Consider the following 25,244-nt stretch of genomic DNA (forward strand, 5'->3'; position numbering starts at 1 on the left):
AGGGGATCGTTGAACGATCCCCTCGCCCTCTTGCCGTCCCCTCCCCCTCTTGCCGTCCCCTCGCTCCCCTACTCCACCCCGATCAACAGCAACGCCCCCTGCCGTCCACCCCGGTACACCACCGTGTCCACGGCGAGATACGCCTCCCGCACCCGCGTCTCCAGGCGCTCGGAGACGCCGTCGGGGGCCTCGTCGCCGAGTACGAGGGTGACGAGTTCGCCGCCCGCCGCCAGCATGCGGTTCAGGACGGTCTCGGCGGTGGCGATGACGTCCGAGCCGATGACGGCCACGTCGCCGTCGATGAGCCCGAGCACGTCGCCGGCCTGGCAGATGCCCGCCATGGTCCACGACTGGCGCTCGGCGACGACGACCTCGGCGTGGCGGGTGGCGCCGGCCGCCGAGGTCATCGAGACGACGTCCTCGTCGAAGCGGCGCTCCGGCTCGTGCACGGCGAGCGCGGCGATCCCCTGGACCGCGGAGCGGGTCGGGATCAGGGCCACCCGGATGCCCTCCGTGCGGGCCTGTTCGGCGGCCGCGGCGGCGGTGTGGCGCAGGTCGGCGTCGTTGGGCAGGAGCACCACCTCGCGCGCGTGGGCCCGTCGTACGGCCTCGACGAGTTCACCGCTGGCGGGCGGCTCCCCGGGACGCGCGAGCACCGTGGTCGCACCGGCCTCGGCGTACAGCCCGGCGAGGCCCTCACCGGGCACGACGGCGACGACCGCCCGCTGGACACGTTCACGGGGCGGACGCTCAGCCCCGCGCGTGTGGGCGTCGTCGGCGCCGAAGTGCGTGATGCGGATCCGGTAGGGCCGGCCGGCCTCGACGCCCGCCTCGACCGCGGCGCCCGCGTCGTCCACGTGCACATGGACGTTCCACAGGCCGTCGCCGCCGACCACGACGAGCGAGTCTCCCAGGGCGTCGAGCCGCTGCCGCAGTCGCGCCACGGCCGCGTCCTCCGCCTCCAGGAGGTAGATCACCTCGAAGGCGGGGCCGCCTCCGCCGTCCGGCCCGTCGGCGCAGTCCTCCGCCGGGACACTCCCCTGGACGGCCTCCACACGCGCGTGCGCCACCGACACCGACCCGACCGCCGATCCGACCGCCGACCCGATCAGGCCGCCGGAGAGCCCCGGCGCCTCCCCCGTGAACGTCTCCACCAGCGCCGCGAGCACCGCCACCAGCCCCCGCCCGCCCGCGTCCACGACCCCGGCATGTTCCAGGACCGCCAGCTGCCCCGGGGTCGCGGCGAGGGCCGCGCACGCCCCCTGGTAGGCCGCCCGGGCGACCGTCCCGCAGTCGCCCTGCGCTCCCCCGGCCGCGTCGGCGGCGGCCGAGGCGACCGACAGGACCGTGCCCTCGACGGGGTGGGCCACGGCCTGGCGCGCGGAGTCGGCGGCCTGCCGAAGGGCCAGGCGCAGCCCGTCCGAGTCGGTGTGAGACGCCTCACCCTCGGCGGCGAGCACCTGGGCCATGCCGCGCAGCAGCTGGGCGAGGATCGTCCCCGAGTTCCCGCGCGCCCCGATGAGCGCCCCGTGTGCCATCGCGCGCGCGGCGTCGGCCAGGGAGGGCCTCCCGGCGGGCGCGGAACCGGCCTCGTAACCGGCGAACACGGCCTCGACGGCGGCCGCCGCCGACTCGGCGGTCAGGTACAGGTTGGTGCCGGTGTCCCCGTCCGCGACCGGGTAGACGTTGATCGCGTCGATCTCCTCGCGCGCCCGGCCCAACGCGGTGAGCGTGAGGCCGCACCAGGTGCGCACCGCGAGAGCATCGAAGAATGTCTGCGGCACCTGCGCCACCTGCGCCTCCTTGAGCTGCCGGACTGGACGCAGCGTAGACCCCGGACCGGTGTCCACCGGAAATAGGGGAGGTGGGGCCGGGGGCGGGGCCCTGAGCAGGCATGGTAGTTTCGTTGTACTGGCGCAGTCGTTGTATGCTGCTCCGGTTGCCCGATCCCATCGGGCTTTCCCCCTGGCAGCGCCACTCAGATCTCTGATTCTGCGATCTGGATCCTGGCATGCTGGGATCAACCGTAAGTGCATCTGAAGTCTTTGGAGTGACCCGTGGCTGCCAACTGCGACGTCTGCGGCAAGGGGCCGGGCTTCGGCAACAGCGTGTCGTTTTCGCACCGCCGTACGTCCCGTCGCTGGAACCCGAACATCCAGCACGTCCGTACTGTGGTCGGCGGGACGCCGAAGCGCCTGAACGTTTGCACCTCGTGCATCAAGGCCGGCAAGGTCTCGCGCTGACGCACAGCTAAGCGCGCGGCCACCGCTGGTTCGCTGCATCGAGCCGGTCCACCTCGTGTGGACCGGCTTCTTGCTGTGCCCGCTCCGTTGCTGTGCCCGCTCCGTTGCCGCGCCTGCGTCTCGCACGGCCGGCATTTTGGCAGGCCCAAGATCGACGTACCCATTCGAGCACCTGACCGTGCAGGGTCGGGCCACTCTCAAGCCTCGCGCGCATCCGATGTGAGGGCCCAGCCGTGGTCCACGGGACCGATCCCCGCGCCGAGCGCGAACCCGGCGGCGATCGCCCCGGTGACGTACCTCTTGGCCGCCGTCACCGCCTCCGGCACGGACCGGCCCTTCGCCAGCTGCGCCGCGATCGCGGACGCGAGGGTGCAGCCCGTGCCGTGCGTGTGCCGGTTGTCGTAGCGCGGCGCCCGCAGCCAGTGCTCCTCGGCGCCGTCCGTCAGCAAGTCCACGGCGTCACCGGGGAGATGGCCGCCCTTGATCAGCACCCAGCGCGGCCCGTACGCGAGCACGGCGGCCGCCGCGTCCCGCAACTGCTCCTCCGACTCGACCTGTACGCCCGTGAGTTGGGCCACCTCGTCCAGGTTCGGGGTGGCGACGGTCGCGGCCGGCAGCAGCTTCGTCCGTACGGAGTCCAGCGCGGAGGCCGCCAGCAGCGGGTCGCCGTGCTTGGAGACACCGACCGGGTCGACGACCACGGGAGCGTCCGTGCCTGCGATCAACTCGGCGACGGTATCGACGAGTTCGGCGGAGGCCAGCATGCCCGTCTTCACGGCCTGGACGCCGATGTCGTCGACGACGCTGCGGTACTGGGCCCGCACGGCCGCCACCGGCAGCTCCCAAGCCCCCTGCACGCCCAGGGAGTTCTGTGCGGTGACGGCCGTGAGCACGCTCATGCCGTGCACGCCGAGCGCGAGCATCGTCTTCAGGTCGGCCTGGATCCCGGCCCCGCCGCCGGAGTCGGAACCGGCGACGGTCAGCACCCGGGGAGGCGCACCGGAAGCGCTCACGACTCCATGTCCCCGAAGTGGTCCCAGCCGCCCTTGCTGGTCCAGGGCGCCCCGTCGACCGTCACCTGGGGCAGCGCGGACGGGTTGAGGACCTCGCCGATCACCTTCCAGCGGGCGGGCAGCTTCACGTCCGGCGGGAACGTCGCCACGATCGCGTGGTCCTCTCCGCCGGTCAGCACCCACTGGATGGGGTCGACGCCGACGGCCTGCCCGATGTCGTGCATCTGCGTCGGGACGTCGATGGCGCCGGAGCGGATGTCGATGCGGACCTTGCTGGCCTCGGCGATGTGCCCGAGGTCGGCGATCAGCCCGTCGCTGACGTCGCACATCGCCGTCGCGCCGAGCGAGGCGGCGGCCGGACCCGCGTGGTACGGCGGCTCCGGGCGGCGGTGGGCCTCGACGAAGGCGCGGGGCGAGCGGAAGCCGCGAGAGAGAACCGCGTACCCGGCTGCGGACCAGCCCAGCCAGCCGGTCACCGCGACCAGGTCGCCGGGCTGGGCGCCACCCCGGGTGACCGGCTCCTGGTTGCGCAGATCGCCGAGCGCGGTGATCGACACCATGATCGTGTCGCCCCGTACGACGTCGCCGCCGACCACCGAGGCGCCGGCGACCTGACACTCGTCCCGCAACCCGTCCATCAGCTCGGACGGCCAGGTGACCGGCAGCTCGGCGGGCACGACGAGACCGAGCAGCAGAGCTGTGGGCACCGCGCCCATGGCGGCGATGTCGGCGAGGTTCTGCGCGGCGGCCTTGCGGCCGACGTCGTAGGCCGTGGACCAGTCGCGGCGGAAGTGCCGGCCCTCCAGCAGGATGTCGGTGCTGGCCACGACCCGCCGGTCGGGCGCGGCGACCACCGCGGCGTCGTCGCCGGGGCCGACCCGGACCGCGGGGGTGGTGGTGAGACGGGAGGTGAGCTCCCTGATGAGCCCGAACTCGCCGAGCTCACCAACAGTGCCCTTCATTGCCCTTTGGCCCCTTCTGTACCTGTCCGTGCCCGGTCGCGCATAACCAGTGTCCTCGATACGGTCGAGTCAGCCGTCAACTTCTGCCATGCCCGTGCCCCGGCGCGCGTGCCGGGGTCCGCGCAGGTCTCCCCGCGGCGCGCGGCGACGCGATACCGTGGCGTTCCTTTTCCCCACATGATCCTCGTGGCCGCCCTGGAGGTTCCGTGGTACAGGCGTACATCCTGATCCAGACGGAGGTCGGCAAGGCGTCGACCGTCGCCGAGGAGATCAGCAAGATTCCTGGCGTCGTCCAGGCCGAGGACGTGACGGGGCCGTACGACGTGATCGTGCGGGCGCAGGCCGACACGGTGGACGACCTCGGCCGGATGGTGGTCGCCAAGGTCCAGCAGGTGGACGGGATCACCCGTACCCTGACCTGCCCGGTCGTGCATCTGTAGCCCCCGTCTACCCTTGGCCGGTGAACCTTTTCCGTCACCGGCCGCTCGGTCTGCCCGTCCTCGTCCTGCTGATCACGGTCGCGGGCTGCTCCTCAGCAGACGACAGCGCGTCGGTGTCGGTTCCCAGCCCCGGTGCGAAGACCGTGAAGCTGTGCGGGAACCTGGACAAGGCACTGCCGTCGAAGGTGGACGGTGAGAGCCGCCACGATCCCGAGCCCGCCTCCGCGCTGACCGCGGGCTGGGGAGGCCCGGAGATCATACTGCGCTGTGGTGTCGCACAGCCGCCGAAGATGATCGACCCGAAGGTCTCGGAGGGCGCCGACCCGGACGCGGTGGCCGGCGGGGTGAACGGCGTCGACTGGCTGATGGAGAAGCGGGACGGTGGGGGAAACCGCTTCACCACGGCCAACCGGAGCGCGTATGTCGAGGTGACGGTGCCGGACGGCGTGGACAGCTCCGGCGCGCTGATCGATCTGGCGCCGGCCATCAAGAAGGCGATCCCCGAGGGGATCGCCGACTAGGACACGTCCTGAATCAACCCCGGATCGCCCCCGGGTCAGCCCGTGATCAACGCAGACCCGTCGGCCTGCGCAGCGCTGCCTGGATCAGGCGGTCCACCAGCTCCGGGTAGGCGATTCCGGTGGCCTGCCACATCGCGGGGTACATCGAGATCGGAGTGAAGCCGGGCATCGTGTTGATCTCGTTGATGACGAACTCGCCGTCCTCCGTGAGGAAGAAGTCCGCGCGCACCAACCCCTCGCAGGACGCCGCCTCGAAGGCGTCCACGGCGAGCCTGCGGACCTCGGCGCTCTCCTCGTCCGTCAGCGGCGCCGGGACGATCCCCGGGGTCGAGTCGATGTACTTGGCGTCGAAGTCGTAGTACGCGTGCGCGTCCGGCGGGGGGATCTCGGCCGGGACGGAGGCGCGGGGGCCGTCCTCGAACTCCAGGACTCCGCACTCGATCTCGCGGCCCCGCAGCGCCGCCTCGACCAGGATCTTCGGGTCGTGGCGCCGGGCCTCGGCGATCGCCTCGTCGAGGCCGGAGAGGTCGTCGACCTTGGTGATGCCGATCGACGAACCCGCGCGCGCGGGCTTCACGAAGAGCGGCCAGCCGTGCTCGCCGGCGAGGTCGACGATCTTCTTGCGGGCGGCCGACTCGTCCTGCTCCCACTCGCGCGGCCGGATCACCACGTACGGGCCGACCTTGAGCCCGAAGGAGGTGAACACCCGCTTCATGTACTCCTTGTCCTGGCCGACGGCCGAGGCGAGCACGCCCGAACCGACGTACGGGACGCCGGAGAGCTCCAGCAGGCCCTGCAGGGTGCCGTCCTCGCCGTACGGGCCGTGCAGCACCGGGAAGACGACGTCGACCTCGCCGAGCGCCTTGGGCACCGATCCGGCCTCGTAGTAGACGACTTCGCGGTTCGCGGGGTCGACGGGGAGCACCACGCCGCCGTCCCGCGACTCGGCGAGTTCGTCGACGTCGGGCGTACGGCGGTCGGTGATCGCCATGCGGTCGGGCGCGTCGGCGGTGAGGAACCAGCGGCCCTCGCGCGTGATGCCGATCGGCAGGACCTCGTACTTGGTCCGGTCGATGGCCCGCAGGACCGCGCCGGCGGTGACCACGGAGATCCCGTGCTCGGAGCTGCGGCCGCCGAAGACGACGGCCACCCGCGGCTTGCGGACGGGCTGCTGAGGGCTCTGGGGGAGGTTCTCGGTGCTCATATCGGCTTGAGAGTACCCGGTGGTAGGGCCGGGAGTCAGCGTCCGCCCACCGGGTTCGCTCAGCGTCGTTCGGGCTTCGCGCTGCGCGACATCAGCTCCTTGACGGCGACCACCGGAGGCTTGCCCTCGTGCACGATGGCGACGACCGTCTCGGTGATGGGCATGTCGACGCCGTGCCGGCGGGCCAGATCCAGCACCGACTCACAGGACTTGACGCCCTCGGCGGTCTGCTTGGTGACGGCGATGGTCTCCTGGAGGGTCATGCCCTTGCCGAGGTTGGTGCCGAAGGTGTGGTTGCGGGAGAGCGGCGAGGAGCAGGTGGCCACCAGGTCGCCGAGCCCGGCGAGTCCGGCGAAGGTGAGCGGGTCCGCGCCCATCGCCAGGCCCAGTCGGGTGGTCTCGGCGAGGCCGCGCGTGATGAGCGAGCCCTTGGCGTTGTCGCCGAGTCCCATGCCGTCCGCGATGCCGACGGCGAGGCCGATGACGTTCTTCACCGCGCCGCCCAGCTCGCAGCCCACCACGTCGGTGTTGGTGTACGGGCGGAAGTACGGCGTGTGGCAGGCGGCCTGGAGTTTCTGCGCGACGGCCTCGTCGGTGCAGGCGACCACGGCCGCAGCGGGCATCCGGGAGGCGATCTCCTTGGCGAGGTTGGGTCCGGTGACCACGGCGATCCGGTCCGGGCCCACCTTGGCGACGTCCTCGATGACCTCGCTCATCCGCATGGTCGTACCGAGTTCGACGCCCTTCATCAGCGAGACGAGGACGGTGTTCGGGGCGAGCAGCGGCGTCCACGCGGCGAGGTTGGCGCGCAGGGTCTGGGAGGGCACCGACAGGACCGTGTAGTCGGCGTCGGCGGCGGCCTCGGCGGGGTCCGTCGTGGCCCGCAGATTCTCCGGAAGCTCGACGCCGGGGAAGTAGTCGGGGTTGGCGCGGGCGGTGTTGATCGCCTCTGCCACCTCCGGGCGGCGCGCCCACAGGGTGACCTCGCACCCCGCGTCGGCGAGCACCATGCCGAAAGCCGTCCCCCACGAACCGGCGCTGAACACCGCCGCCTTCACGGACTTGCTCACTTGCTGTTCTCCCCCTCGTGACTGATCTCGGCGCCCATCCCCGCGCCCGTGCCTGCGCCCGTGCCTGCGCCTGCGCCCGTCTCCGCGTCCGTTTCCGTGCCGGTCTGCGCCCGGGTGCGGCGGCGCTGCTCGATCCGCTCCTGGCGCGGGTCGTAGGGCGTCTCGGGCGCCTTCTCGCCCCGGATCTCCTCCAGCTGCGCGGTGACGGCGGCCATGATGACCTCGGTCGCCTCCTTCAGCAGCTCCGGCGTCATCTCCCTGCCGTAGAACCGCGAGAGGTCCACGGGCGGCCCCGCGAGCACATGGTGGGTCTTGCGCGGAAGGAGGTTGGGCTTCTTGGCGTACGGCGGGAGCAGTTCGTTGGCGCCCCACTGGGCGACCGGGATCACGGGACACTTGGTCTGCAGGGCGACGCGCGCGGCACCGGTCTTGGCGGTCATGGGCCAGCCGTCGGGGTCGCGGGTGAGGGTGCCCTCGGGGTAGAACGCGACGCACTCGCCGCGTTCCACGGCGTCGATCGCGGCCCGGAAGGCGCTCAGCGCGTCCGTGCTCTCGCGGTAGACGGGGATCTGTCCGGTGCCGCGCATCGCGGCACCGACGAAGCCGTCCCTGAAAAGCGCGCTCTTCGCCAGGAAACGCGGCACCCGTCCGGTGTTGTACTGGAAGTGCGCGTAGGCGAACGGGTCGACGTGCGAATTGTGGTTCACCGCGGTGATAAAGCCGCCGTCGACCGGAATGTGCTCCATTCCGCGCCAGTCCCGCTTGATCAGAACCACCAGCCAGGGTTTGCAGAGGACCGCTGCGAAGCGGTACCAGAAGCCGATTCTGCGGCGGGGCACGCGGACACCTTCCTCTAGGACTTCCCAAGGCCTGCTCCCGGGCCTGGGGCCGCACAAGTGTCGCCCCGGGCCGCCGGTCTGTCGAGAACACGGTACGCCCGCCCGCCCGAGCGGCGAATGGGCCGGGTGACAATGGCCGCGACAAGAGAGGGACGGTACGCCGGTGGAGTGGACCTTGGTCATACCCCTGAAGCCCTTGGCGCTGGCCAAGAGCAGGCTCGCGGACACCGCAACCGACGGCCTGCGCCCGGGCCTCGCCCTCGCCTTCGCCGAGGACACCGTGGCGGCGGCGCTGGCCTCACCTGCGGTGCGGGATGTGGCAGTAGTCACGGACGACACGCTGGCCGGCAGCACCCTGGCGGCCCTGGGCGCCCGCATCGTAGCCGGTGAGCCGCGCACGGGCCTGAACGCGGCTCTGACCCACGGAGCGGCCGCCGTGCGCGCCGTACGCCCCGATTCCCCCCTCGCGGCCCTCAACGCGGATCTGCCGGCCATGCGCCCGGCGGAATTGGCCCGGGTCCTGGACGCGGCCGCGGAATTCCCTCGCGCTTTTCTCCCGGACGCGGCCGCAATCGGCACCACGCTTCTCGCGGTGGCCGCCGGCCGTGAATTGCTCCCCGCATTCGGCACGGATTCCCGTGCCCGGCATCGCGCTTCCGGCGCCGTGGAACTCCTTCTCGACGGGGTGGATTCCGTACGCCAGGACGTCGACACCGGCGAGGACCTGCGCACGGCCCTGTCCCTGGGCGTGGGCCCCCGAACGGCCGCGGCGGCGCGGTTGCTGACCGCGGGGCAGTAGGCTGCCGCCATGCAGGCGACCGCATACACGTACGACCCCGGCACGCGCAGCGGGCAGGTGCTGCTGGACGACGGCACGCCGGTGCCCTTCGACGCGTCGGCGTTCGACGCGGGCGGGCTGCGGCTGCTGCGGCCCGGGCAGCGGGTGCGGATCGAGGTGGCGGAGCCGCAGGACCCGAAGGACGCTCCCCGGATCACCCTGGTGACGCTGCAGACGTTCTGAACACGCCGCGGGCCGGACTTCCGTGAGGGAGTCCGGCCCGGCGCGTGAGTGCCCCTGCTGGCTTGCGCCTAGCGGGCGGTGGCCTTCTTGGCGGTGGTCTTGCGCGCGGCCGACTTCTTGGCGGGGGCCTTCTTCGCCGTCGCCTTCTTCGCCGGGGCCTTCTTGGCCGTCGTCTTCTTGGCGGCGGCCGTCTTCGCGGTGGTCGTCTTCTTGGCGGCCGCCGTCGTCTTGGTGGTGGCCTTCTTCGCGGTGGTCTTCTTGGCGGTGGCCGTGGTCTTCTTCGCGGCGGCCGTCGTCTTCTTGGCGGCGGTGGTCCGCTTCGCGGCGGCCGTCTTCGTGGTCGCCTTCTTCGCGGCGGCCTTCTTGACCGTGGCGGAAGCACCGCCGGTCAGGCTGCCCTTGGGGGCCTTCTTGACGGCGACCTCGCCGCCGCGCGGGAGCTTCTTGGAGCCGCTCACCAGGTCCTTGAAGCCCTGGCCTGCGCGGAAGCGCGGCACGGACGTCTTCTTGACCCGAACCCGCTCGCCCGTCTGGGGGTTGCGAGCGTAGCGGGCCGGCCGGTCGACCTTCTCGAACGAACCGAAGCCGGTGACCGAGACCCGGTCGCCGGCGACGGTCGCGCGGACGATGGCGTCCAGGACCGCGTCGACCGCCTCGGCGGCCTGCTGGCGGCCGCCCAGCTTGTCGGCAATCGCTTCTACGAGCTGCGCCTTGTTCACGTCTTCCCCTTCGGAGACATTCGCCAGAACGAAAGTGTTCAAGCTTTTTCGCACGTTAGGCAGATATATACCGCAAATCAAACACGAAACGGGCTAATCACCCTTGTGCCGCAACGAAATCGGCCGCTCCGGAGGCGATCAGCGCTCCTCTTCGGGCATTCGCCCCTCGTCGAGGTCCGCCATGAACCGCTCCAGACGCCTTGTCGCATCGGCGAGATCGTGCTTGGCCGCGGCCGTAATGACCAGCAGCTTCCGGGTCAGCGCCATCCGTACGCCCTCCGGGACTTGCAGTGCGCGCACTCTTGTGTGCGCTTCCTTGAGTTGGTTCGCGACCGCCGTATAGAGCTCGAGTTGGCCGTCGTGTTCCATGCACAGATTGTGCCATCTGGGGCGAGTTGTCGCCCGCTCAGGGGGCAACTGCCGCCTCAAACGGCCGTCCGGGCACTTCCGGCGGTCATGTCCGTACAGGGCGCGTACCCAGGCAACACCCGTCCTAACGTGGGAAGTTGGCAAGAACGGCGAAGGGTGTCGGGGCCGAACGGGTACAGAAACAGCCGTACCCCCGATCGGTCCGATCGGGGGTACGGCGGGGGTGTCGCGGTGGCCGAAACTCGACCTGCTCAGGGCCTCCTCGGGGGCTCCTGGGTCAGCCCTGGAGCGTCCTCGGCTTGTACGACGGCCGCTTGGCCTCGTACGCGGAGATGTCGCCCTCGTTCTGGAGGGTGATGGAGATGTCGTCCAGCCCGTTCAGCAGCCGCCAGCGGGAGTTCTCGTCCAGCTCGAAGGAGGCGGTGATCCCCTCGGCGCGCACCTCGCGGGCCTCGAGGTCGACGGTGATCTCGGCCTGCGGGTCCTTCTCCGTGAGCTCCCACAGCGCGTCCACGATCGTCTGCTCGATCACCACCGTGAGCAGGCCGTTCTTGAGCGAGTTGCCGCGGAAGATGTCGGCGAACCGGGACGAGATCACGGTCTTGAAGCCGTAGTTCTGCAGCGCCCAGACGGCGTGCTCACGGGAGGAACCGGTGCCGAAGTCGGGGCCGGCGACCAGGACCGTGGCGCCCTGCCGCTCGGGGCGGTTGAGGATGAAGTTCTCGTCCTTGCGCCAGGCCTCGAACAGCCCGTCCTCGAACCCGTCCCGCGTGACCTTCTTGAGCCAGTGAGCAGGGATGATCTGGTCGGTGTCGACGTTCGAGCGGCGCAGCGGGACGGCCCGGCCGGTGTGCGTGGTGAATGCTTCCATGACTTCTCAGACTCCAGCGGGCGTACGGGTCTCGGCGTCGGACAGGTCGGCCGGGGAGGCCAGGTGGCCCAGGACGGCCGTGGCGGCCGCGACCTGCGGCGACACCAGGTGCGTACGACCGCCCTTGCCCTGCCGGCCCTCGAAGTTGCGGTTGGAGGTGGACGCGGAGCGCTCACCGGGGGCCAGCTGGTCCGGGTTCATGCCCAGACACATCGAGCAGCCCGCGTGCCGCCATTCGGCGCCGGCCTCCTTGAAGACGACGTCCAGACCCTCGGAAACGGCCTGCAGACCGACCCGCGCGGAGCCCGGGACGACCAGCATCCGTACGCCGTCGGCGACTTTGCGGCCCTCGACGATCGCGGCGGCGGCGCGCAGGTCCTCGATGCGTCCGTTGGTGCAGGAGCCTACGAAGACGGTGTCCACCTTGATGGTGCGCAGCGGCTGTCCGGCCTCCAACCCCATGTATTCCAGGGCCTTTTCGGCGGCGAGGCGCTCCGAAGCGTCTTCGTACGAAGCAGGGTCGGGGACGTCCGCCGAAAGCGGCGCGCCCTGGCCGGGGTTGGTGCCCCAGGTGACGAACGGCGACAGCGCGGCGGCGTCGATGACGACCTCGGCGTCGAACTCGGCGTCGGCGTCCGTCTTCAGCGTCTTCCAGTACGCGACGGCGGCGTCCCAGTCCTCGCCCTCGGGGGCGTGGGCGCGGCCCTTGATGTACTCGAAGGTCGTCTCGTCGGGGGCGATCATGCCCGCGCGGGCGCCGGCCTCGATCGACATGTTGCAGATGGTCATCCGGGCTTCCATCGAGAGCTTCTCGATGGCGGAGCCGCGGTATTCCAGGATGTAGCCCTGGCCGCCGCCGGTGCCGATCTTGGCGATGATCGCCAGGATCAGGTCCTTGGCGGTGACGCCGTCGGGCAGCTCGCCGTCGACCGTGATCGCCATGGTCTTCGGGCGGGCCAGCGGCAGCGTCTGGGTGGCCAGCACATGCTCGACCTGCGAGGTGCCGATGCCGAACGCCAGCGCGCCGAAGGCGCCGTGCGTGGAGGTGTGGGAGTCGCCGCAGACGACGGTCATGCCGGGCTGGGTCAGACCGAGCTGCGGGCCGACGACGTGCACGACGCCCTGCTCGACGTCGCCGAGCGGGTGCAGTCGCACGCCGAACTCGGCGCAGTTCTTGCGCAGCGTCTCCAGCTGGGCGCGCGAGACCGGGTCGGCGATCGGCTTGTCGATGTCGAGGGTCGGGGTGTTGTGGTCCTCGGTCGCGATGGTGAGGTCGAGACGGCGCACGGGGCGGCCGTTCTGACGGAGGCCGTCGAAGGCCTGGGGGCTGGTCACCTCGTGCAGCAGGTGCAGATCGATGAAGAGGAGGTCGGGCTCGCCCTCGGCGCGCCGGACGACGTGGTCGTCCCAGACCTTCTCCGCGAGTGTCCTACCCATCGCTTTCCCTCCGGCCGGCAAAGGTGCGCCGGCCCAACTAGAGATCTTGTGGAGGCGACGCCCACGGTCGTGTTTCTCGGCGTTTCCGGGCACCCGCCGCCAGGCCCGTTGGTCCGCGGGCCGTCATGCATCCAAGGGTTGCGCGTCTCACGGAAAAATGAACTTGCGTTTCACAGAGTGAGACGGGAGTATCGTTGCATGGACAACAGTAGCGGCGTCGGCGTTCTGGACAAGGCAGCCCTTGTCCTGAGCGCCCTGGAGTCCGGTCCGGCCACCCTCGCGGGCTTGGTCGCCGCCACCGGACTCGCACGACCCACGGCCCACCGCCTGGCCGTGGCTTTGGAACACCACCGTATGGTGGCGCGCGACATGCAGGGCCGTTTCATCCTCGGCCCCCGTCTGGCCGAGCTGGCCGCGGCGGCGGGCGAGGACCGCCTCCTGGCGACCGCGGGCCCGGTGCTCACCCATCTGCGCGACATCACGGGCGAGAGCGCACAGCTCTACCGCCGCCAGGGCGACATGCGCATCTGCGTGGCCGCGGCGGAACGCCTGTCCGGCCTTCGGGACACGGTCCCGGTCGGCTCCACGCTCACGATGAAGGCCGGTTCCTCGGCCCAGATCCTGATGGCCTGGGAGGAGCCGGAGCGTCTGCACCGGGGTCTGCAGGGCGCCCGTTTCACGGCGACGGCCCTGTCGGGCGTACGGCGCCGCGGCTGGGCCCAGTCCATCGGCGAGCGCGAGCCGGGCGTCGCGTCGGTGTCGGCCCCCGTGCGCGGCCCCTCCAACCGTGTGGTGGCCGCCGTCTCCGTCTCTGGCCCGATCGAGCGGCTGACCCGCCACCCGGGCCGTATGCACGCCCAGGCGGTCATCGACGCGGCGGCCCGCCTGTCGGAGGCCCTGCGCAGGACGGGCTGAGCCGCCCCTCCACCGCGCGCCCCGAGCGCACGCCCGAAAAGAGCCGGCCTCAACGCCGCGGCAGGCTCTTCCCGGCCCCGCTCAGGCCTTCGACTCCGTCTGCTGCGACCGGTACGCGTACCGGTCCTTCGCATAGCGCCCCCGCTCCCCCAACGGCACCTGCCCGTGCGCGGCCGCGAGGCCGAACGCCGGCATGTCGCCGTAGACCGCCTCGTACGAGCCCTCCGGCACGACATACGCCTCGTGCCAGATCCCCACGTGCCCGCGTACCTTCCCCTCCTTCTCCAGGCGGTTGATCTTCGCCCACGCGCGATGGTGGAACGCGTCGGGCGCACTCGCGTAGGCGTACAGCTTCTCCTTGGACTCCCAGTACTGGACGACGTAGTACGTCCGCGGAGAGGCCGTCAGCAGCACGCGGGAGAGCAGCCCACGGCCAGGATCCTTCTTGAGCTCGGCCAGCATGCGGAACATGGCCAGCATGGCCGGCACCCACTGGTGAACGGCCCAGAAGCGGTTGACGCGCATCCCGATCAGCAGGACGACCACGTCTCCGCGGGCGTCGGCGGTGGTGCGGTTCGCTGCGACAGACATGCTTGGATAGTGCTGCTGACCAAGGAAGGGCGCAAGGCATGCGGCTGGCCGAGCTGAGCGAACGCAGCGGTGTCTCCACGACGACGATCAAGTACTACCTGCGCGAAGGTCTCCTGCCGCCCGGCCGCCAGATCAACCTGACGACCGCCGAGTACGACGAGGAGCATCTGCGCCGGCTGCGGCTGGTGCGCGCGATGATCCAGGTGGGCCGACTGCCGGTGGCCACCGTCCGCGAGGTGCTCGGGCATGTCGACGACGACTCCCTGGGCCGCACGGTCCGCCTCGGCGCGGCCCTTTGGGCGCTGCCGCAGGTCCCCGCGCCGGACGCGGAGGACGAGTACGTGCGCGCCGCCCATCTGGAGGCGGACGAACTGCTGCGCACCCTGGGCTGGTCGAACGCCCGCCTGCTGACGACCGTCTCCCCCGCCTACCGCTCACTGGTGGTGGCGGTGGCCGCGCTGCGCCGCCTCGGCTACGAGTGGGACGCCGAACTGCTCGTGGCCTACGCCCGGTTGATGCACCGGGCGGCCGGGCTCGATCTGGACTTCGTGGAGACGCGGGAGTCGGAGTCGGAGCGGATCGAGGCGGCGGTGCTGGGCGCGATCCTGGTCGAGCCGATGTTGCAGGCGCTGCACCGGCTGGCACAGGAGGAGGAGTCGGCGCGGCGCTACGGCTTCGAATGAGCCGGGAACGCCGAAGGGCCCCCACCGAAGTGGAGGCCCTGTCGGACTGCGTACCCCCGACCGGATTCGAACCGGCGCTACCGCCTTGAGAGGGCGGCGTGCTAGGCCGCTACACAACGGGGGCGAGGATCTTGCAAGCGTTTAAATTACACGCCGCAGATCCGAGCTGGTCTACCAGGACTCGAACCTAGAATGACGGTACCAGAAACCGTAGTGTTGCCAATTACACCATAGACCAAGGTGATTCAAGCCGAATCGTACCCCCGACCGGATTCGAACCGGCGCTACCGCCTTGAGAGGGCGGCGTGCTAGGCCGCTACACAACGGGGGCCCTAGCGATCCTGCATGAGAGACAGCGGGTGCGACCCGGACTGTCTTCCTGGGAAGGATCTGTACCCCCGACCGGATTCGAACCGGCGCTACTGCCTTGAGAGGGCAGCGTGCTAGGCCGCTACACAACGGGGGCTTTGCAGATGAGCTCTGCGAGCTGGCCTACCAGGACTCGAACCTAGACTAACTGAACCAGAATCAGTCGTGCTGCCAATTACACCATAGGCCACTGGAACGCAAGCCCCGTAGGGGATCTTGTTCTAGTTTCGCTCCTCCGGTTCCGGCCTTTCGGCCCGCTCCCCGGCGGCGCAGGAAGAACATTACCCGAAGGTGGACTGCGCTCCAAAACGGGTATCCGAGCCGAGGATCGCCGGGAGTTCGGCGAGGGTGGCGATCCGGTGCCGTCCCACCGGGGCCTGCACGGTCGCCGTGCCGCCGTAGCGGTCGATCCACACCGAGAGCAGTCCGGCGTCGGCGGCGCCCCGGCCGTCGATCTCCGGGTGGTCGCCGACGTAGGCCACCTGGTCCGGGGGCAGGGACAGGGCCTCGCAGGCCGCGAGGAACGCGCCGGCGTCCGGCTTGGAGACGCCGAGCTCCGCGGCGCACAGGATGGCCTCGAAGCGGTCGTGGACGCCGAGGACGCGCAGCTTGTGGTCCTGGACGTGGATGCTGGAGTTGGAGAGCACCGCGTGGCGGTGACTGGCGGCGAGGGCGTCCAGGACGGGCAGGACGTCCGGGAAGAGCGACCAGGCGGCCTCGTAGTGTGGGCGGTACCGCACGAACCAGTCGTCGGCCTCCGCGTCCGTCATCTCACGCTCCAGGAACAGCCGTACCCGGTCCCGGCGCTGGTCCTCGAAGGTGATCCCGCCCGCCGAGAACCGCGCCCACTGCTGGTCGGTGACCTCGCGCCACCGCGCGAGCGCCTGCTCCGCGGTCCCGTAGCGGTCGAGCAGCCCCTCGGCCGTCAGATACGACCGCATGCCCTCGCGGTCCGCGGTCGTGTAGTCGAAAAGGGTGTCGTCCACGTCCCAGACCACGGCGCGAATGCTCATGTCCCCGACGGTATCGCGGGCTGGCACACTGACGGTATGAGCGAGCACCGAGTCCAGTTCACCGTCGAGGCCCAGGCGGCCTACGACGGTCTGCCCGGAGAGCGTCGCGCCCAGTTGGACAAGGCTGTGCGGATCCTGGCCCGGGATCCCTACCGCAAGGTGTCGACCGCGCAACTCGGTCCCGACGAACACCTGCGCAAGGCGTATGTGGCCCCCGGCGTGATGGTGGAGTACGTGGTCGCGGGGGCCGTCATGGTCGTCGTCGTGCTGGAGATCTTCGACGAGTTCGCCTACCTGGTCGACGAGAACGACGCCGTCTGAGGCGAACGAGTGAGGGGCGGCACCCGGAATTCCGGGTGCCGCCCCTCACTCACGCGTGGGCGTTACGCCGCCAGCTTCGCCAGGGCCGCGTCGATGCGGGCCAGGGTCTTCTCCTTGCCCAGGACTTCCAGGGACTCGAAGAGGGGGAGGCCGACCGTGCGGCCGGTGACGGCCACCCGGACGGGGGCCTGGGCCTTGCCGAGCTTGAGGCCGTGGGCCTCGCCGGCGGCCAGCACGGCCTCCTTGAGGGACTCGGCGGAGGTCCAGTCGGCCGACTCCAGCTTCTCGCGGGCCGTCGTGAGCAGCGCGTCGCTGCCCTCCTTCATCGCCTTCGTCCAGCTCGCCTCGTCCTCGACCGGCTCCGGGAGGAACAGGAAGTCGACGTTGTCGGTGATCTCCGAGAGGACCTTCAGGCGGGTCTGGGCGTGCGGGGCGATCGCCTGCCACTTCGTCTCGTCGAAGTCCTCCGGCGCCCACGGCGCGAAGGGGGCCCTCAGCCAGGGGGCGCAGCGCTCCGTGAAGTCCTTCACGTCGAGCAGGCGGATGTGGTCGGCGTTGATCGCCTCGCACTTCTTCAGGTCGAAGCGCGCCGGGTTGGGGTTGACGTCCGCGATCTCGAAGGCGGCGATCATCTCGGCCATCGTGAAGATGTCCTGGTCGGCCGAGAGGGACCAGCCGAGCAGCGAGAGGTAGTTGAGCAGGCCCTCGGGGAGGAAGCCGCGCTCCCGGTAGAGGTTGAGGGACGACTCCGGGTCGCGCTTGGAGAGCTTCTTGTTGCCCTCGCCCATCACGTACGGCAGGTGACCGAAGGCGGGCACGGACTTCGCGATGCCCAGCTCGGTCAGCGCCTTGTAGAGGGCGATCTGGCGGGGGGTGGAGGACAGCAGGTCCTCGCCACGCAGGACGTGCGTGATCTCCATCAGCGCGTCGTCGACCGGGTTGACCAGCGTGTACAGCGGGGCGCCGTTCGCGCGGACGATGCCGTAGTCGGGCACGTTCTCCGGGGTGAACGTCAGTTCGCCGCGGACCAGGTCGGTGAAGGTGATCGTCTCGTCGGGCATGCGGAAGCGGACGATCGGGGTGCGGCCCTGGGCCTGGTACTCCGCCACCTGCGCCTCGGTGAGGTCGCGGCAGTGGCCGTCGTAGCCGGACGGCTTGCCGGCGGCGCGGGCGGCGTCGCGGCGGGTGTCCAGCTCCTCCTGGGAGCAGTAGCAGCGGTAGGCGTGCCCGGCGGCGAGGAGCTTCTCGGCGACGTCCTTGTAGAGGTCCATGCGCTGCGACTGGCGGTACGGCGCGTGCGGGCCGCCGATCTCCGGGCCCTCGTCCCAGTCGAAGCCCAGCCAGCGCATCGAGTCGAGCAGCTGGTTGTACGACTCCTCGGAGTCGCGGGCCGCGTCGGTGTCCTCGATGCGGAAGACCAGGGTGCCCTGGTGGTGCCTGGCGAACGCCCAGTTGAACAGGGCGGTGCGGACCAGGCCCACGTGGGGGTTACCGGTGGGCGAGGGGCAGAAACGGACGCGTACGGGAGAGCCGGGTGCGCTAGCCACGCTTGACAACCTTGTTGGTGAGAGTGCCGATGCCTTCGATGGTGACGGCGACCTCGTCGCCGACAGCCAGGGGGCCGACCCCTGCCGGGGTGCCCGTGAGGATCACGTCGCCGGGGAGCAGCGTCATGGCCTCGGTGATGTTGACGATCAGATCCTCGATCGAGTGGATCATCTCGCTGGTGCGGCCGAGCTGCCGCTGCTGACCATTGACCGTGAGCTGGACGGTGAGGTCGCTCGCGGTCTCTAGGTCCAGGCCGGTCTCCACCCAGGGGCCGAGCGGGCAGGAGGTGTCGAAGCCCTTGGCCCGGGCCCACTGCTTCTCGCGCTTTTGGACGTCGCGGGCGGTGATGTCGTTCGCGCAGGTGTAGCCGAAGATCACGTCCTTGACGCGTTCGCGTGGGACCTCGCGGCACAGCCGGCCGATGACCACGGCGAGCTCGGCCTCGTGGTGGACGTCCGCGGAGAAGGACGGGTACTGGATGTCGTCGCCGGGGCCGATCACCGAGGTGGACGGCTTGAAGAAGGCGAAGGGGGCGTCGGGCACCTCGTTGCCCAGCTCGCGCGCGTGCTCGGCGTAGTTGCGGCCGAAGGCCACGACCTTGTTGGGAAGCACGGGCGGGAGCAGTCGGACCTTGCTCAGCGGCACCTTGGTGCCGGAGAGCTCGAAGTCCACGAACGGGATGCCCTTGATGATGTCGAGGACGAGCTCGTCCGGCTTGTCGCCCTCGACCGCGCCGAAGGCGACGTTCCCGTCGATGGAGAACCTGGCGATGCGCACGGGTTGGTTGGCCCCTTGACTGAGCTGGCTGGAGTGTGACGGTCCAGGCTAACGCGGAAGGGCGTCCCCGGCCGGGGACGCCCTTGACATCCGTGGGCCGCCGCCTTGAGCATTCCGCGGTCGGCGCCCGTATCTCCGCGTGAAGACGTGAAGATCCACGAAGGTCCGTGAAGATCTACTCCGCGACGGAGGCCGTGACCGGGGCCTCCATGAGGATGGTGCGCTTGGGGTTGGCAGTCTGGGCAGGCAGCTCGACGGAGTGCTCCCGCTGCTCCGGGAGCTGCAGTTCGTCGGCGTCCTTGAGGTGCGCCAGCGTCGTGCGCCGCGGGTTGGCGATCTTGTGGAACATCGTCGTCGTCTTCACTGTTGTACGTGACCCTGTCGTCTCGGGGCGCCGGGGAAGCCGTCAAGGGCCCCCGCACAAGCGCGGCTTGTCGGATTTGCCATCCCTGTAAAGCGTCAGGCTAAACACGCGATTCCCGTGGAACGCGTGAAGGTCGCATGATCGGCGTGTGAGTTTGCTCACGACTTGGCGGGCAAAACGGTCAATTACGACCCTCAAGTGACCACTATGAAACGGACATTACACACCTGAACCGTGCATTCCGCTCCTGATCATGGCGACTGGGACACCCTCTGGACCCCCTTACTTCGCCCACTTATGTCCGCCTTACGGGGGATCACCTTCTACATCCCGTAACTTGACCCTTACGTGGTGTCACGGATGTCACAGCCTGGCCAACGGGCCTTGTTGGAGATCCTGCACTGTGCTGGAATTCCTCGGACCGCCGCGGGTTCGAGCCGGCGCACAGGGGGCGCCCAGCGCGCCCGGTGGCGGCGAGACAGGGGGAGCGAGCGCCGGTCACTCACGACCATCGGGGGGCGTAATTCAGGACGCCCCTCAACACGCCGACACCGTCCTTCCGTTCACGCGGAGGGGCGCCTGGTCCAGAGGTTGCGACGCTAGTGCAGGGACGTTTCAAGAGGGATGGCAGCGCTTCGGCCGAGCCGGAGCCGCACGGCGGGACTGGCCCGATGGCAGTCGGCTCCTCGCCCCAGCACGCCCAGAACCCGGGCCCGGCCCCGTCCGGCGACGGCGGTGAGCGCCCTGGGCGCCCCGGCGCGTCCGCGTCGCCGAGTTCTCCTCCTCCGACTCAGGCCGTCAAGCCGCCGGCCGGCACGCCCGGCACCGGCTCGCGCGTCGCGCTGCGCAACTGGCGTATCTCCACGCGTCTGGTGGCACTGCTGACGCTGCCCGTGGTCGCGGCCACCACGCTGGGCGCCATCCGCATCAACCAGTCGATGGACGACATCCAGCAGCTCGACAACATGAAGCTGCTGACGGACATGACCAAGCAGGCCACGGAACTGGCCGTGCAGCTCCAGAACGAGCGCGACCGCTCCGCGGGCCCGCTGGCGCACGGCGCCAAGGCGACGGACTTCGGAGTCAAGGGCTACCGGGACAAGACCGACAAGGCCCTCGTCGCCTTCCAGGACGCCTCGGAGGAGATCGACGGCGCCACCACGGACGGCAACCTCCAGGGTGTCCGCGACACCCTCGTGGGTCTCCTGAGCGACCTGAACAACCTCGCCAAGATCCGCAGCACGGCCTACGCGGACAGGGGCAACTCCACCCAGACGGTCGAGGCCTACCACCGCCTCATCACCGGCCTGCTCGACCTGTCGCAGGACATGGCGCAGGCCACGAACAACCCGGAGATGATCCAGCGCACGCGTGCACTGGCCGCCTTCTCCTCCGCCAAGGAGTACGCCTCCGTCCAGCGCGCCGTGCTCGCGGCGGCGCTGCCCGTGGGCAACACCGTCAGCGGCGACCTCAAGGAGAACGACCGGCAGTACGCCGAGGCCGCGCTCGAGAACCAGGACTCCGAACTCTCGAGTTTCCGCAGCATCTACGGCGACGACGGCGCCGAGGAGCTGCTGAAGCCCATCGAGCAGGGCAACCCGGTCATCGAGGAGGCGGACACCTACGCCACCCGGGCGCTCAGCTCCGCCACCGGTCTGCAGTCGCTGGACAAGCGGTCCTACCAGGACTGGATCGACGACAGCACGACCAAGATCACGCAGATGAACAACATCGAGCACACGCTGCTCGAGGACATGGAGCAGAAGGCGCGTGAGCTGCGCGCCGCGTCGGAGCGCGAAGCGATCATCTCCGGTGCGCTCATCCTGCTGGTGCTCGGTGTGTCGCTGGTCGGCGCGTTCGTCGTCGCCCGGTCCATGATCCGCTCGCTGCGCCGGCTGCAGGAGACCGCCACCAAGGTCGCCCAGGACCGCCTGCCCGAGCTGGTCAAGCAGCTGTCGGAGTCGGACCCGCAGGACGTCGACACGTCCGTGGAGTCGGTCGGTGTGCACTCCCGGGACGAGATCGGCCAGGTGGCCGCGGCCTTCGACGACGTGCACCGCGAGGCGGTCCGCCTCGCCGCCGAGCAGGCCCTGCTGCGGGGCAACGTCAACGCGATGTTCACCAACCTCTCGCGCCGCTCCCAGGGCCTCATCCAGCGTCAGCTCTCGCTCATCTCCGAACTGGAGTCCCGCGAGGCCGACCCGGACCAGCTGTCCTCGCTCTTCAAGCTCGACCACCTCGCGACCCGCATGCGCCGTAACGGTGAGAACCTCCTCGTCCTCGCGGGTGAGGAGCCCGGCCGCCGCTGGACCCGTCCGGTCCCGCTGGTCGACGTCCTGCGCGCCGCCGCGTCCGAGGTGGAGCAGTACGAGCGCATCGAGCTGTCCTCCGTGCCGACCACCGAAGTGGCCGGCCGGGTCGTCAACGACCTCGTGCACCTGCTCGCCGAGCTGCTGGAGAACGCCACCTCGTTCTCCTCGCCGCAGACCAAGGTCAAGGTCACCGGCCACGCGCTGCCCGATGGCCGCGTCCTGATCGAGATCCACGACACCGGCATCGGCCTGTCCCCCGAGGACCTCGCCGCGATCAACGAGCGGCTCGCCTCGCCGCCCACCGTGGACGTGTCGGTCTCCCGACGCATGGGTCTGTTCGTGGTCGGCCGGCTGTCCCAGCGCCACGGCATCCGCATCCAGCTGCGCCCGTCCGACTCCGGTGGTACGACCGCGCTGGTCATGCTGCCGGTGGACGTCGCGCAGGGCGGCAAGAAGCCTCAGCCCAAGCCCGGCCAGGGCGGCACCGCGGGCGGTCCCGCCGCCGCGCAGGCCGCGGCGGGCGTCGCCGCCGCGCGTCGCCAGAACGGCTCGCAGGGCGGCGCCCTCGGCGCCGGTCAGGGTCCCCGGGCCGCGCTGCCCGGCCGGGACGGCGGTGGCCGTCCCGGCGGCCAGCCGCCGCGCGGCCCGCAGCAGCCTCCGACCTCCCCCCAACAGGGCCGGCCCGCTCCGGCCGGCTTCGGCGGCCAGGCGCCGGGCGCGCCGCAGGGTATGCAGGCGGCCGGTACGGGCACGCAGGGCACCGACATGTTCGGCGGCGGACGTCCGCCGCAGCGGGGCAACAAGGCCGAGCAGGGGGGCCGCGGCCGTCAGCCGCAGCTGCCGCCGCGCGGTGGTCCGCGCGCCGAGCTGCCCGGCGGCAACCCGCAGCCGCGCGTGCCGAGCTGGGGCGACGAGAACGCCCAGCCGCCGGTGCCGCGCACCCCGCTGGACGCCCCGCGCGGTCACGAGGAGCCGGACGTCGCCCAGACCTCGCGGATGCCCCGCATCGACGACCGTCAGGGTCCCGGGGCCACCGCCGAGATACCGGCGATCCCGCGACCGGACGAGCGCCAGGGTCCGGCGGGCCCCGCCGACTTCGGTCGTCCGGGGGCGAACGGGCTGCAGAGCACGGGCCAGTTCCCGGCCGTGGGCAACGGCCAGTCCGGCTTCAACGGGCGTCAGGACAACGCACAGTTCCAGCGGCCGAGTGCCAACGGCCGACAGGACACCGGCCAGTTCGAGCGCCCCGACGCAGGCGGCCAGGGTCAGGGTCCGGGTCAGCAGGACACCAACGGCTTCACCCGGTCCGACGTCTTCGGCGCCCCGGGCGGCCAGAACACCCCGGCGGCCCCGAACCACTTCGCACCGCAGGCGTATGACAACGGCTCCACCGGACAGTTCGCCATGCCCGGCTACGACGGCTCCTCGACCGGTCAGCACTCGCTGCCCGGCCGCCAGGACCCCTCGTCCACGGGCCAGTTCCCCGTCGCGCAGCCCGGTGGCTACGGCACCGGGCAGCAGCCGGCGGTCCCGCCGCGTCCGGCCCGGCGTCCGGAGCCGGAGGCCCTGCCGCCGGCCGGCCCCGGGGACGGTCGTACGCCGCTGTACGACACGCTGGAGACCAACTGGTTCCACGGTCAGCAGGCGGGCGGTTCCGCACCGGAGCCGGAGCGGGCTCCCCAGCAGCACCAGCAGCCGCAGGCTCCGGCTGCTCCCCAGCGTCCCGCTGCCGCCAGTGCCTCCTGGCGCACCTCGCCGAACGACGAACTCGTCCGGCAGGCCGAGCGCGTCAGGCAGCCGGCCGCGGGCGGCGTCACCACTTCCGGCCTGCCGCGCCGGGTGCCCCGGGCGAACCTCGTCCCGGGTACGGCTCAGCAGCAACAGCACCAAACCGGTCCGCAGGTCTCGCGTGCGCCTGACGACGTACGCGGCCGGCTGACCAATCTCCGTCGGGGCATCGCGCAGGGTCGTCAGGCCGGCAACGGTCAGACCGGCAGTTTCCCGAGCCCCACTCACCAGCAGGAGCGTTAGTTGAGCCAGATGAGCCAGGCGGCACAGAATCTGAACTGGTTGATCACCAACTTCGTGGACAACACCCCCGGGGTGTCCCACACCGTCGTGGTGTCCGCCGACGGGCTCCTGCTCGCGATGTCCGAGGGCTTCCCGCGCGACCGCGCCGACCAGTTGGCGGCCGTCGCGTCGGGACTGACCTCGCTGACGGCCGGAGCCTCCCGGATCTTCGAGGGCGGCAGCGTGGCGCAGACCGTCGTGGAGATGGAGCGAGGTTTCCTCTTCCTCATGTCCGTCTCGGACGGCTCGTCCCTCGCGGTGCTCGCTCACCCCGAGTGCGACATCGGCCTCGTGGGCTACGAGATGGCGCTCCTTGTCGACCGGGCGGGCGCGGTACTCACGCCCGACCTGCGCGCCGAGCTTCAGGGCAGTCTGCTCCACTGACCCGCCCGAGTACCACCCGCCTCACGAAATCACCGTCCGGCCGACACAATCCCCCCACCGGCCTCGACGGACGGCACGACTGACCGAGAAGCTGTCCCGCCCGGAGGATCCATGACCCCGCCCACCGCCCATCATGACCCGTACGCGGAGCCGTACGGGGATGAGGGCGACCAGCCGCTGGTGCGTCCGTATGCGATGACCGGCGGTCGGACCCGGCCGCGCTATCAGCTCGCCATCGAGGCGCTGATCAGCACCACGGCCGACCCGGCAGCGCTCATGGGGCTGCTCCCGGAGCACCAGCGCATCTGCCACCTGTGCCGTGAGGTGAAGTCGGTCGCGGAGGTCTCGGCTCTCCTGGCCATGCCGCTGGGGGTGGCGCGGATCCTGGTCGCGGACCTCGCCGAGGCCGGACTGGTGGCCATCCACCAGCCGGGCGGCGACGAGAACAACGGCGGCGCTCCGGACGTGACGCTGCTCGAAAGGGTGCTCAGTGGACTTCGCAAGCTCTGACGGGGGGCGGGCCACCACCTCCGCGAAGATCGTGGTGGCGGGCGGCTTCGGCGTGGGCAAGACCACGTTCGTGGGCGCCGTCTCCGAGATCAACCCGCTGCGCACGGAGGCCGTCATGACGTCCGCGAGCGCGGGCATCGACGATCTCACCCACACCGGGGACAAGACCACCACCACGGTCGCCATGGACTTCGGCCGCATCACGCTCGACCAGGACCTGATCCTGTACCTGTTCGGCACCCCCGGCCAGGACCGCTTCTGGTTCATGTGGGACGACCTGGTGCGCGGCGCCATCGGCGCGGTCGTGCTGGTGGACACGCGCCGCCTTGCCGACTGCTTCCCTGCGGTCGACTACTTCGAGAACAGCGGTCTGCCGTTCGTCGTCGCCCTCAACGGCTTCGACGGCCAGCAGCCCTACCAGCCCGAAGAGGTGCGCGAGGCGCTGCAGATCGGACCGGACACCCCGATCATCACGACGGACGCCCGGCACCGCTCGGATGCCAAGAGTGCGCTGATCACGCTGGTGGAGCACGCGCTCATGGCACGACTGCGGTAACTTTCAAGTACCCGGTGCAGTACGGCAGTTGTCGTAGACGCTTCGGAGCCGGCTGTGGCCTTTGACACGGTCGGCTCCGGTGTTCATAACGTTTCGGCAGAGGAATCGGGTGGTACCGCCAC

At 70.5% G+C, this 25,244-nt stretch carries 27 protein-coding genes and 5 tRNA genes; 12 read left to right on the forward strand and 20 right to left on the reverse strand.

Annotated elements, in window-relative coordinates:
- Positions 1-68: 68 nt before the first annotated feature.
- Positions 69-1,793, reverse strand: a complete 1,725-nt coding sequence (locus B5557_RS12870) for a DAK2 domain-containing protein (RefSeq protein ID WP_079659259.1) — start codon at positions 1,791-1,793, stop codon at positions 69-71.
- Positions 1,794-2,057: 264 nt separating this feature from the next.
- Here B5557_RS12870 and rpmB point away from each other — a divergent pair, with 264 nt between their 5' ends.
- The gene (gene rpmB, locus B5557_RS12875) at positions 2,058-2,243 is read left to right on the forward strand and encodes a 50S ribosomal protein L28 (RefSeq protein ID WP_007384934.1); all 186 of its coding nucleotides are present in this window, start codon (positions 2,058-2,060) and stop codon (positions 2,241-2,243) included.
- Between the two features lie 197 nt (positions 2,244-2,440).
- Here rpmB and thiD read toward each other — a convergent pair whose 3' ends face one another.
- Together thiD and B5557_RS12885 are read right to left on the reverse strand one after the other, a co-directional pair.
- Positions 2,441-3,256: a bifunctional hydroxymethylpyrimidine kinase/phosphomethylpyrimidine kinase gene (thiD, locus tag B5557_RS12880; protein ID WP_099935872.1), complete on the reverse strand. Its 816-nt coding sequence runs from the start codon at positions 3,254-3,256 to the stop codon at positions 2,441-2,443.
- Positions 3,253-4,218 (reverse strand): thiamine-phosphate kinase, encoded by a 966-nt coding sequence (locus tag B5557_RS12885; RefSeq protein ID WP_079659260.1) that lies wholly within the window; start codon positions 4,216-4,218, stop codon positions 3,253-3,255. Before B5557_RS12885 ends, thiD begins: the two co-directional genes overlap by 4 nt.
- A gap of 206 nt (positions 4,219-4,424) precedes the next feature.
- Between B5557_RS12885 and B5557_RS12890 the strand changes: the two genes are divergently transcribed.
- Both B5557_RS12890 and B5557_RS12895 read left to right on the forward strand, forming a co-directional pair.
- Positions 4,425-4,658 (forward strand): Lrp/AsnC family transcriptional regulator, encoded by a 234-nt coding sequence (locus B5557_RS12890; protein ID WP_079659261.1) that lies wholly within the window; start codon positions 4,425-4,427, stop codon positions 4,656-4,658.
- A 20-nt stretch (positions 4,659-4,678) separates the two neighbouring features.
- Positions 4,679-5,179 carry a DUF3515 domain-containing protein gene (locus B5557_RS12895; RefSeq protein WP_079659262.1) on the forward strand — a complete coding sequence of 167 codons (501 nt, stop codon included), beginning with the start codon at positions 4,679-4,681 and terminating at the stop codon, positions 5,177-5,179.
- Between the two features lie 46 nt (positions 5,180-5,225).
- On the opposite strand, the gene B5557_RS12900 is transcribed toward B5557_RS12895, so the two are convergent.
- The 3 genes from B5557_RS12900 to B5557_RS12910 are packed head-to-tail and all read right to left on the reverse strand — an operon-like array spanning position 5,226 to position 8,292.
- Positions 5,226-6,383 carry a D-alanine--D-alanine ligase family protein gene (locus B5557_RS12900; RefSeq protein ID WP_079659263.1) on the reverse strand — a complete coding sequence of 386 codons (1,158 nt, stop codon included), beginning with the start codon at positions 6,381-6,383 and terminating at the stop codon, positions 5,226-5,228.
- A 59-nt stretch (positions 6,384-6,442) separates the two neighbouring features.
- A complete protein-coding gene (locus B5557_RS12905; RefSeq protein WP_079659264.1) occupies positions 6,443-7,453 on the reverse strand; it encodes an NAD(P)H-dependent glycerol-3-phosphate dehydrogenase in 1,011 nt (336 codons plus the stop codon).
- The gene (locus B5557_RS12910; RefSeq protein ID WP_079659265.1) at positions 7,450-8,292 is read right to left on the reverse strand and encodes a lysophospholipid acyltransferase family protein; all 843 of its coding nucleotides are present in this window, start codon (positions 8,290-8,292) and stop codon (positions 7,450-7,452) included. Before B5557_RS12910 ends, B5557_RS12905 begins: the two co-directional genes overlap by 4 nt.
- Positions 8,293-8,455: 163 nt before the next feature.
- Between B5557_RS12910 and cofC the strand changes: the two genes are divergently transcribed.
- Positions 8,456-9,091 (forward strand): 2-phospho-L-lactate guanylyltransferase, encoded by a 636-nt coding sequence (gene cofC / locus B5557_RS12915; protein ID WP_079659266.1) that lies wholly within the window; start codon positions 8,456-8,458, stop codon positions 9,089-9,091.
- 9 nt (positions 9,092-9,100) lie between these two features.
- A complete protein-coding gene (locus B5557_RS12920; RefSeq protein WP_079659267.1) occupies positions 9,101-9,313 on the forward strand; it encodes a hypothetical protein in 213 nt (70 codons plus the stop codon).
- A 68-nt stretch (positions 9,314-9,381) separates the two neighbouring features.
- On the opposite strand, the gene B5557_RS12925 is transcribed toward B5557_RS12920, so the two are convergent.
- From B5557_RS12925 to leuC, 4 genes are all read right to left on the reverse strand, one after another.
- Complete coding sequence (locus B5557_RS12925; protein ID WP_079659268.1) at positions 9,382-10,032, reverse strand: HU family DNA-binding protein; 651 nt, start codon at positions 10,030-10,032, stop codon at positions 9,382-9,384.
- Positions 10,033-10,170: 138 nt separating this feature from the next.
- Complete coding sequence (locus B5557_RS12930) at positions 10,171-10,401, reverse strand: hypothetical protein (RefSeq protein ID WP_079659269.1); 231 nt, start codon at positions 10,399-10,401, stop codon at positions 10,171-10,173.
- 277 nt (positions 10,402-10,678) lie between these two features.
- Positions 10,679-11,272, reverse strand: a complete 594-nt coding sequence (gene leuD, locus B5557_RS12935) for a 3-isopropylmalate dehydratase small subunit (RefSeq protein WP_079659270.1) — start codon at positions 11,270-11,272, stop codon at positions 10,679-10,681.
- Positions 11,273-11,278: 6 nt separating this feature from the next.
- The gene (gene leuC, locus B5557_RS12940; RefSeq protein WP_079659271.1) at positions 11,279-12,709 is read right to left on the reverse strand and encodes a 3-isopropylmalate dehydratase large subunit; all 1,431 of its coding nucleotides are present in this window, start codon (positions 12,707-12,709) and stop codon (positions 11,279-11,281) included.
- A 198-nt stretch (positions 12,710-12,907) separates the two neighbouring features.
- Between leuC and ndgR the strand changes: the two genes are divergently transcribed.
- Positions 12,908-13,624: an IclR family transcriptional regulator NdgR gene (ndgR, locus tag B5557_RS12945; protein ID WP_007384919.1), complete on the forward strand. Its 717-nt coding sequence runs from the start codon at positions 12,908-12,910 to the stop codon at positions 13,622-13,624.
- An 81-nt stretch (positions 13,625-13,705) separates the two neighbouring features.
- On the opposite strand, the gene B5557_RS12950 is transcribed toward ndgR, so the two are convergent.
- Positions 13,706-14,215, reverse strand: coding sequence for a DUF4188 domain-containing protein (locus B5557_RS12950; protein WP_079659272.1), 510 nt, complete (start codon positions 14,213-14,215; stop codon positions 13,706-13,708).
- A 38-nt stretch (positions 14,216-14,253) separates the two neighbouring features.
- On the opposite strand from B5557_RS12950, the gene B5557_RS12955 reads away from it, so the two are divergent.
- Positions 14,254-14,898 carry a MerR family transcriptional regulator gene (locus tag B5557_RS12955; protein WP_079659273.1) on the forward strand — a complete coding sequence of 215 codons (645 nt, stop codon included), beginning with the start codon at positions 14,254-14,256 and terminating at the stop codon, positions 14,896-14,898.
- A gap of 51 nt (positions 14,899-14,949) precedes the next feature.
- Here the strand turns inward: B5557_RS12955 and B5557_RS12960 are convergent.
- The 6 genes from B5557_RS12960 to B5557_RS12985 form a co-directional block, all read right to left on the reverse strand.
- Positions 14,950-15,022: transfer RNA gene (locus tag B5557_RS12960), tRNA-Glu, on the reverse strand.
- A gap of 42 nt (positions 15,023-15,064) precedes the next feature.
- Positions 15,065-15,136 (reverse strand) — tRNA-Gln (locus B5557_RS12965).
- Between the two features lie 20 nt (positions 15,137-15,156).
- Positions 15,157-15,229: transfer RNA gene (locus B5557_RS12970), tRNA-Glu, on the reverse strand.
- A gap of 62 nt (positions 15,230-15,291) precedes the next feature.
- A tRNA-Glu gene (locus B5557_RS12975) sits at positions 15,292-15,364 on the reverse strand.
- 21 nt (positions 15,365-15,385) lie between these two features.
- Positions 15,386-15,457 (reverse strand) — tRNA-Gln (locus tag B5557_RS12980).
- Positions 15,458-15,548: 91 nt separating this feature from the next.
- On the reverse strand, positions 15,549-16,280 hold the full coding sequence (locus tag B5557_RS12985; RefSeq protein WP_079659274.1) for an HAD family hydrolase: 732 nt from the start codon (positions 16,278-16,280) through the stop codon (positions 15,549-15,551).
- A 36-nt stretch (positions 16,281-16,316) separates the two neighbouring features.
- Between B5557_RS12985 and B5557_RS12990 the strand changes: the two genes are divergently transcribed.
- A complete protein-coding gene (locus B5557_RS12990; protein ID WP_079659275.1) occupies positions 16,317-16,601 on the forward strand; it encodes a hypothetical protein in 285 nt (94 codons plus the stop codon).
- Between the two features lie 62 nt (positions 16,602-16,663).
- Here B5557_RS12990 and gltX read toward each other — a convergent pair whose 3' ends face one another.
- From gltX to B5557_RS42815, 3 genes are all read right to left on the reverse strand, one after another.
- Entirely contained in the window at positions 16,664-18,148 is a 1,485-nt protein-coding gene (gltX, locus tag B5557_RS12995; RefSeq protein ID WP_079659276.1) for a glutamate--tRNA ligase, read from the reverse strand.
- Positions 18,141-18,926 carry a fumarylacetoacetate hydrolase family protein gene (locus tag B5557_RS13000; RefSeq protein ID WP_079659277.1) on the reverse strand — a complete coding sequence of 262 codons (786 nt, stop codon included), beginning with the start codon at positions 18,924-18,926 and terminating at the stop codon, positions 18,141-18,143. Before B5557_RS13000 ends, gltX begins: the two co-directional genes overlap by 8 nt.
- 175 nt (positions 18,927-19,101) lie before the next feature.
- Positions 19,102-19,290 carry a hypothetical protein gene (locus tag B5557_RS42815; protein WP_162499663.1) on the reverse strand — a complete coding sequence of 63 codons (189 nt, stop codon included), beginning with the start codon at positions 19,288-19,290 and terminating at the stop codon, positions 19,102-19,104.
- Between the two features lie 602 nt (positions 19,291-19,892).
- Between B5557_RS42815 and B5557_RS13005 the strand changes: the two genes are divergently transcribed.
- The 4 genes from B5557_RS13005 (at position 19,893) to B5557_RS13020 (ending at position 25,122) form a co-directional block, all read left to right on the forward strand.
- Positions 19,893-23,633 carry a sensor histidine kinase gene (locus tag B5557_RS13005; protein ID WP_079659278.1) on the forward strand — a complete coding sequence of 1,247 codons (3,741 nt, stop codon included), beginning with the start codon at positions 19,893-19,895 and terminating at the stop codon, positions 23,631-23,633.
- A gap of 9 nt (positions 23,634-23,642) precedes the next feature.
- The gene (locus tag B5557_RS13010; protein ID WP_003993189.1) at positions 23,643-24,056 is read left to right on the forward strand and encodes a roadblock/LC7 domain-containing protein; all 414 of its coding nucleotides are present in this window, start codon (positions 23,643-23,645) and stop codon (positions 24,054-24,056) included.
- 111 nt (positions 24,057-24,167) lie between these two features.
- Positions 24,168-24,566 (forward strand): DUF742 domain-containing protein, encoded by a 399-nt coding sequence (locus tag B5557_RS13015; RefSeq protein WP_009190816.1) that lies wholly within the window; start codon positions 24,168-24,170, stop codon positions 24,564-24,566.
- Positions 24,547-25,122 carry a GTP-binding protein gene (locus tag B5557_RS13020; RefSeq protein ID WP_030793795.1) on the forward strand — a complete coding sequence of 192 codons (576 nt, stop codon included), beginning with the start codon at positions 24,547-24,549 and terminating at the stop codon, positions 25,120-25,122. The genes B5557_RS13015 and B5557_RS13020 overlap by 20 nt, the downstream gene beginning before the upstream one ends.
- Positions 25,123-25,244 lie beyond the last annotated feature (122 nt).

This window comes from Streptomyces sp. 3214.6 (genome assembly GCF_900129855.1).
Classification (GTDB): domain Bacteria; phylum Actinomycetota; class Actinomycetes; order Streptomycetales; family Streptomycetaceae; genus Streptomyces; species Streptomyces soliscabiei.

Excerpts from the sequence above, each read along its gene's own strand:
- B5557_RS12885 (WP_079659260.1), bottom strand. The coding sequence starts at position 4,218 with ATGAAGGGCACTGTTGGTGAGCTCGGCGAGTTCGGGCTCATCAGGGAG.
- B5557_RS12900 (WP_079659263.1), bottom strand. The coding sequence starts at position 6,383 with ATGAGCACCGAGAACCTCCCCCAGAGCCCTCAGCAGCCCGTCCGCAAG.
- B5557_RS12920 (WP_079659267.1), top strand. The coding sequence starts at position 9,101 with ATGCAGGCGACCGCATACACGTACGACCCCGGCACGCGCAGCGGGCAG.
- B5557_RS12930 (WP_079659269.1), bottom strand. The coding sequence starts at position 10,401 with ATGGAACACGACGGCCAACTCGAGCTCTATACGGCGGTCGCGAACCAA.
- leuD (WP_079659270.1), bottom strand. The coding sequence starts at position 11,272 with ATGGAAGCATTCACCACGCACACCGGCCGGGCCGTCCCGCTGCGCCGC.
- leuC (WP_079659271.1), bottom strand. The coding sequence starts at position 12,709 with ATGGGTAGGACACTCGCGGAGAAGGTCTGGGACGACCACGTCGTCCGG.
- ndgR (WP_007384919.1), top strand. The coding sequence starts at position 12,908 with ATGGACAACAGTAGCGGCGTCGGCGTTCTGGACAAGGCAGCCCTTGTC.
- B5557_RS12950 (WP_079659272.1), bottom strand. The coding sequence starts at position 14,215 with ATGTCTGTCGCAGCGAACCGCACCACCGCCGACGCCCGCGGAGACGTG.
- B5557_RS12955 (WP_079659273.1), top strand. The coding sequence starts at position 14,254 with ATGCGGCTGGCCGAGCTGAGCGAACGCAGCGGTGTCTCCACGACGACG.
- B5557_RS12985 (WP_079659274.1), bottom strand. The coding sequence starts at position 16,280 with ATGAGCATTCGCGCCGTGGTCTGGGACGTGGACGACACCCTTTTCGAC.
- B5557_RS12990 (WP_079659275.1), top strand. The coding sequence starts at position 16,317 with ATGAGCGAGCACCGAGTCCAGTTCACCGTCGAGGCCCAGGCGGCCTAC.
- B5557_RS13010 (WP_003993189.1), top strand. The coding sequence starts at position 23,643 with ATGAGCCAGGCGGCACAGAATCTGAACTGGTTGATCACCAACTTCGTG.
- B5557_RS13015 (WP_009190816.1), top strand. The coding sequence starts at position 24,168 with ATGACCCCGCCCACCGCCCATCATGACCCGTACGCGGAGCCGTACGGG.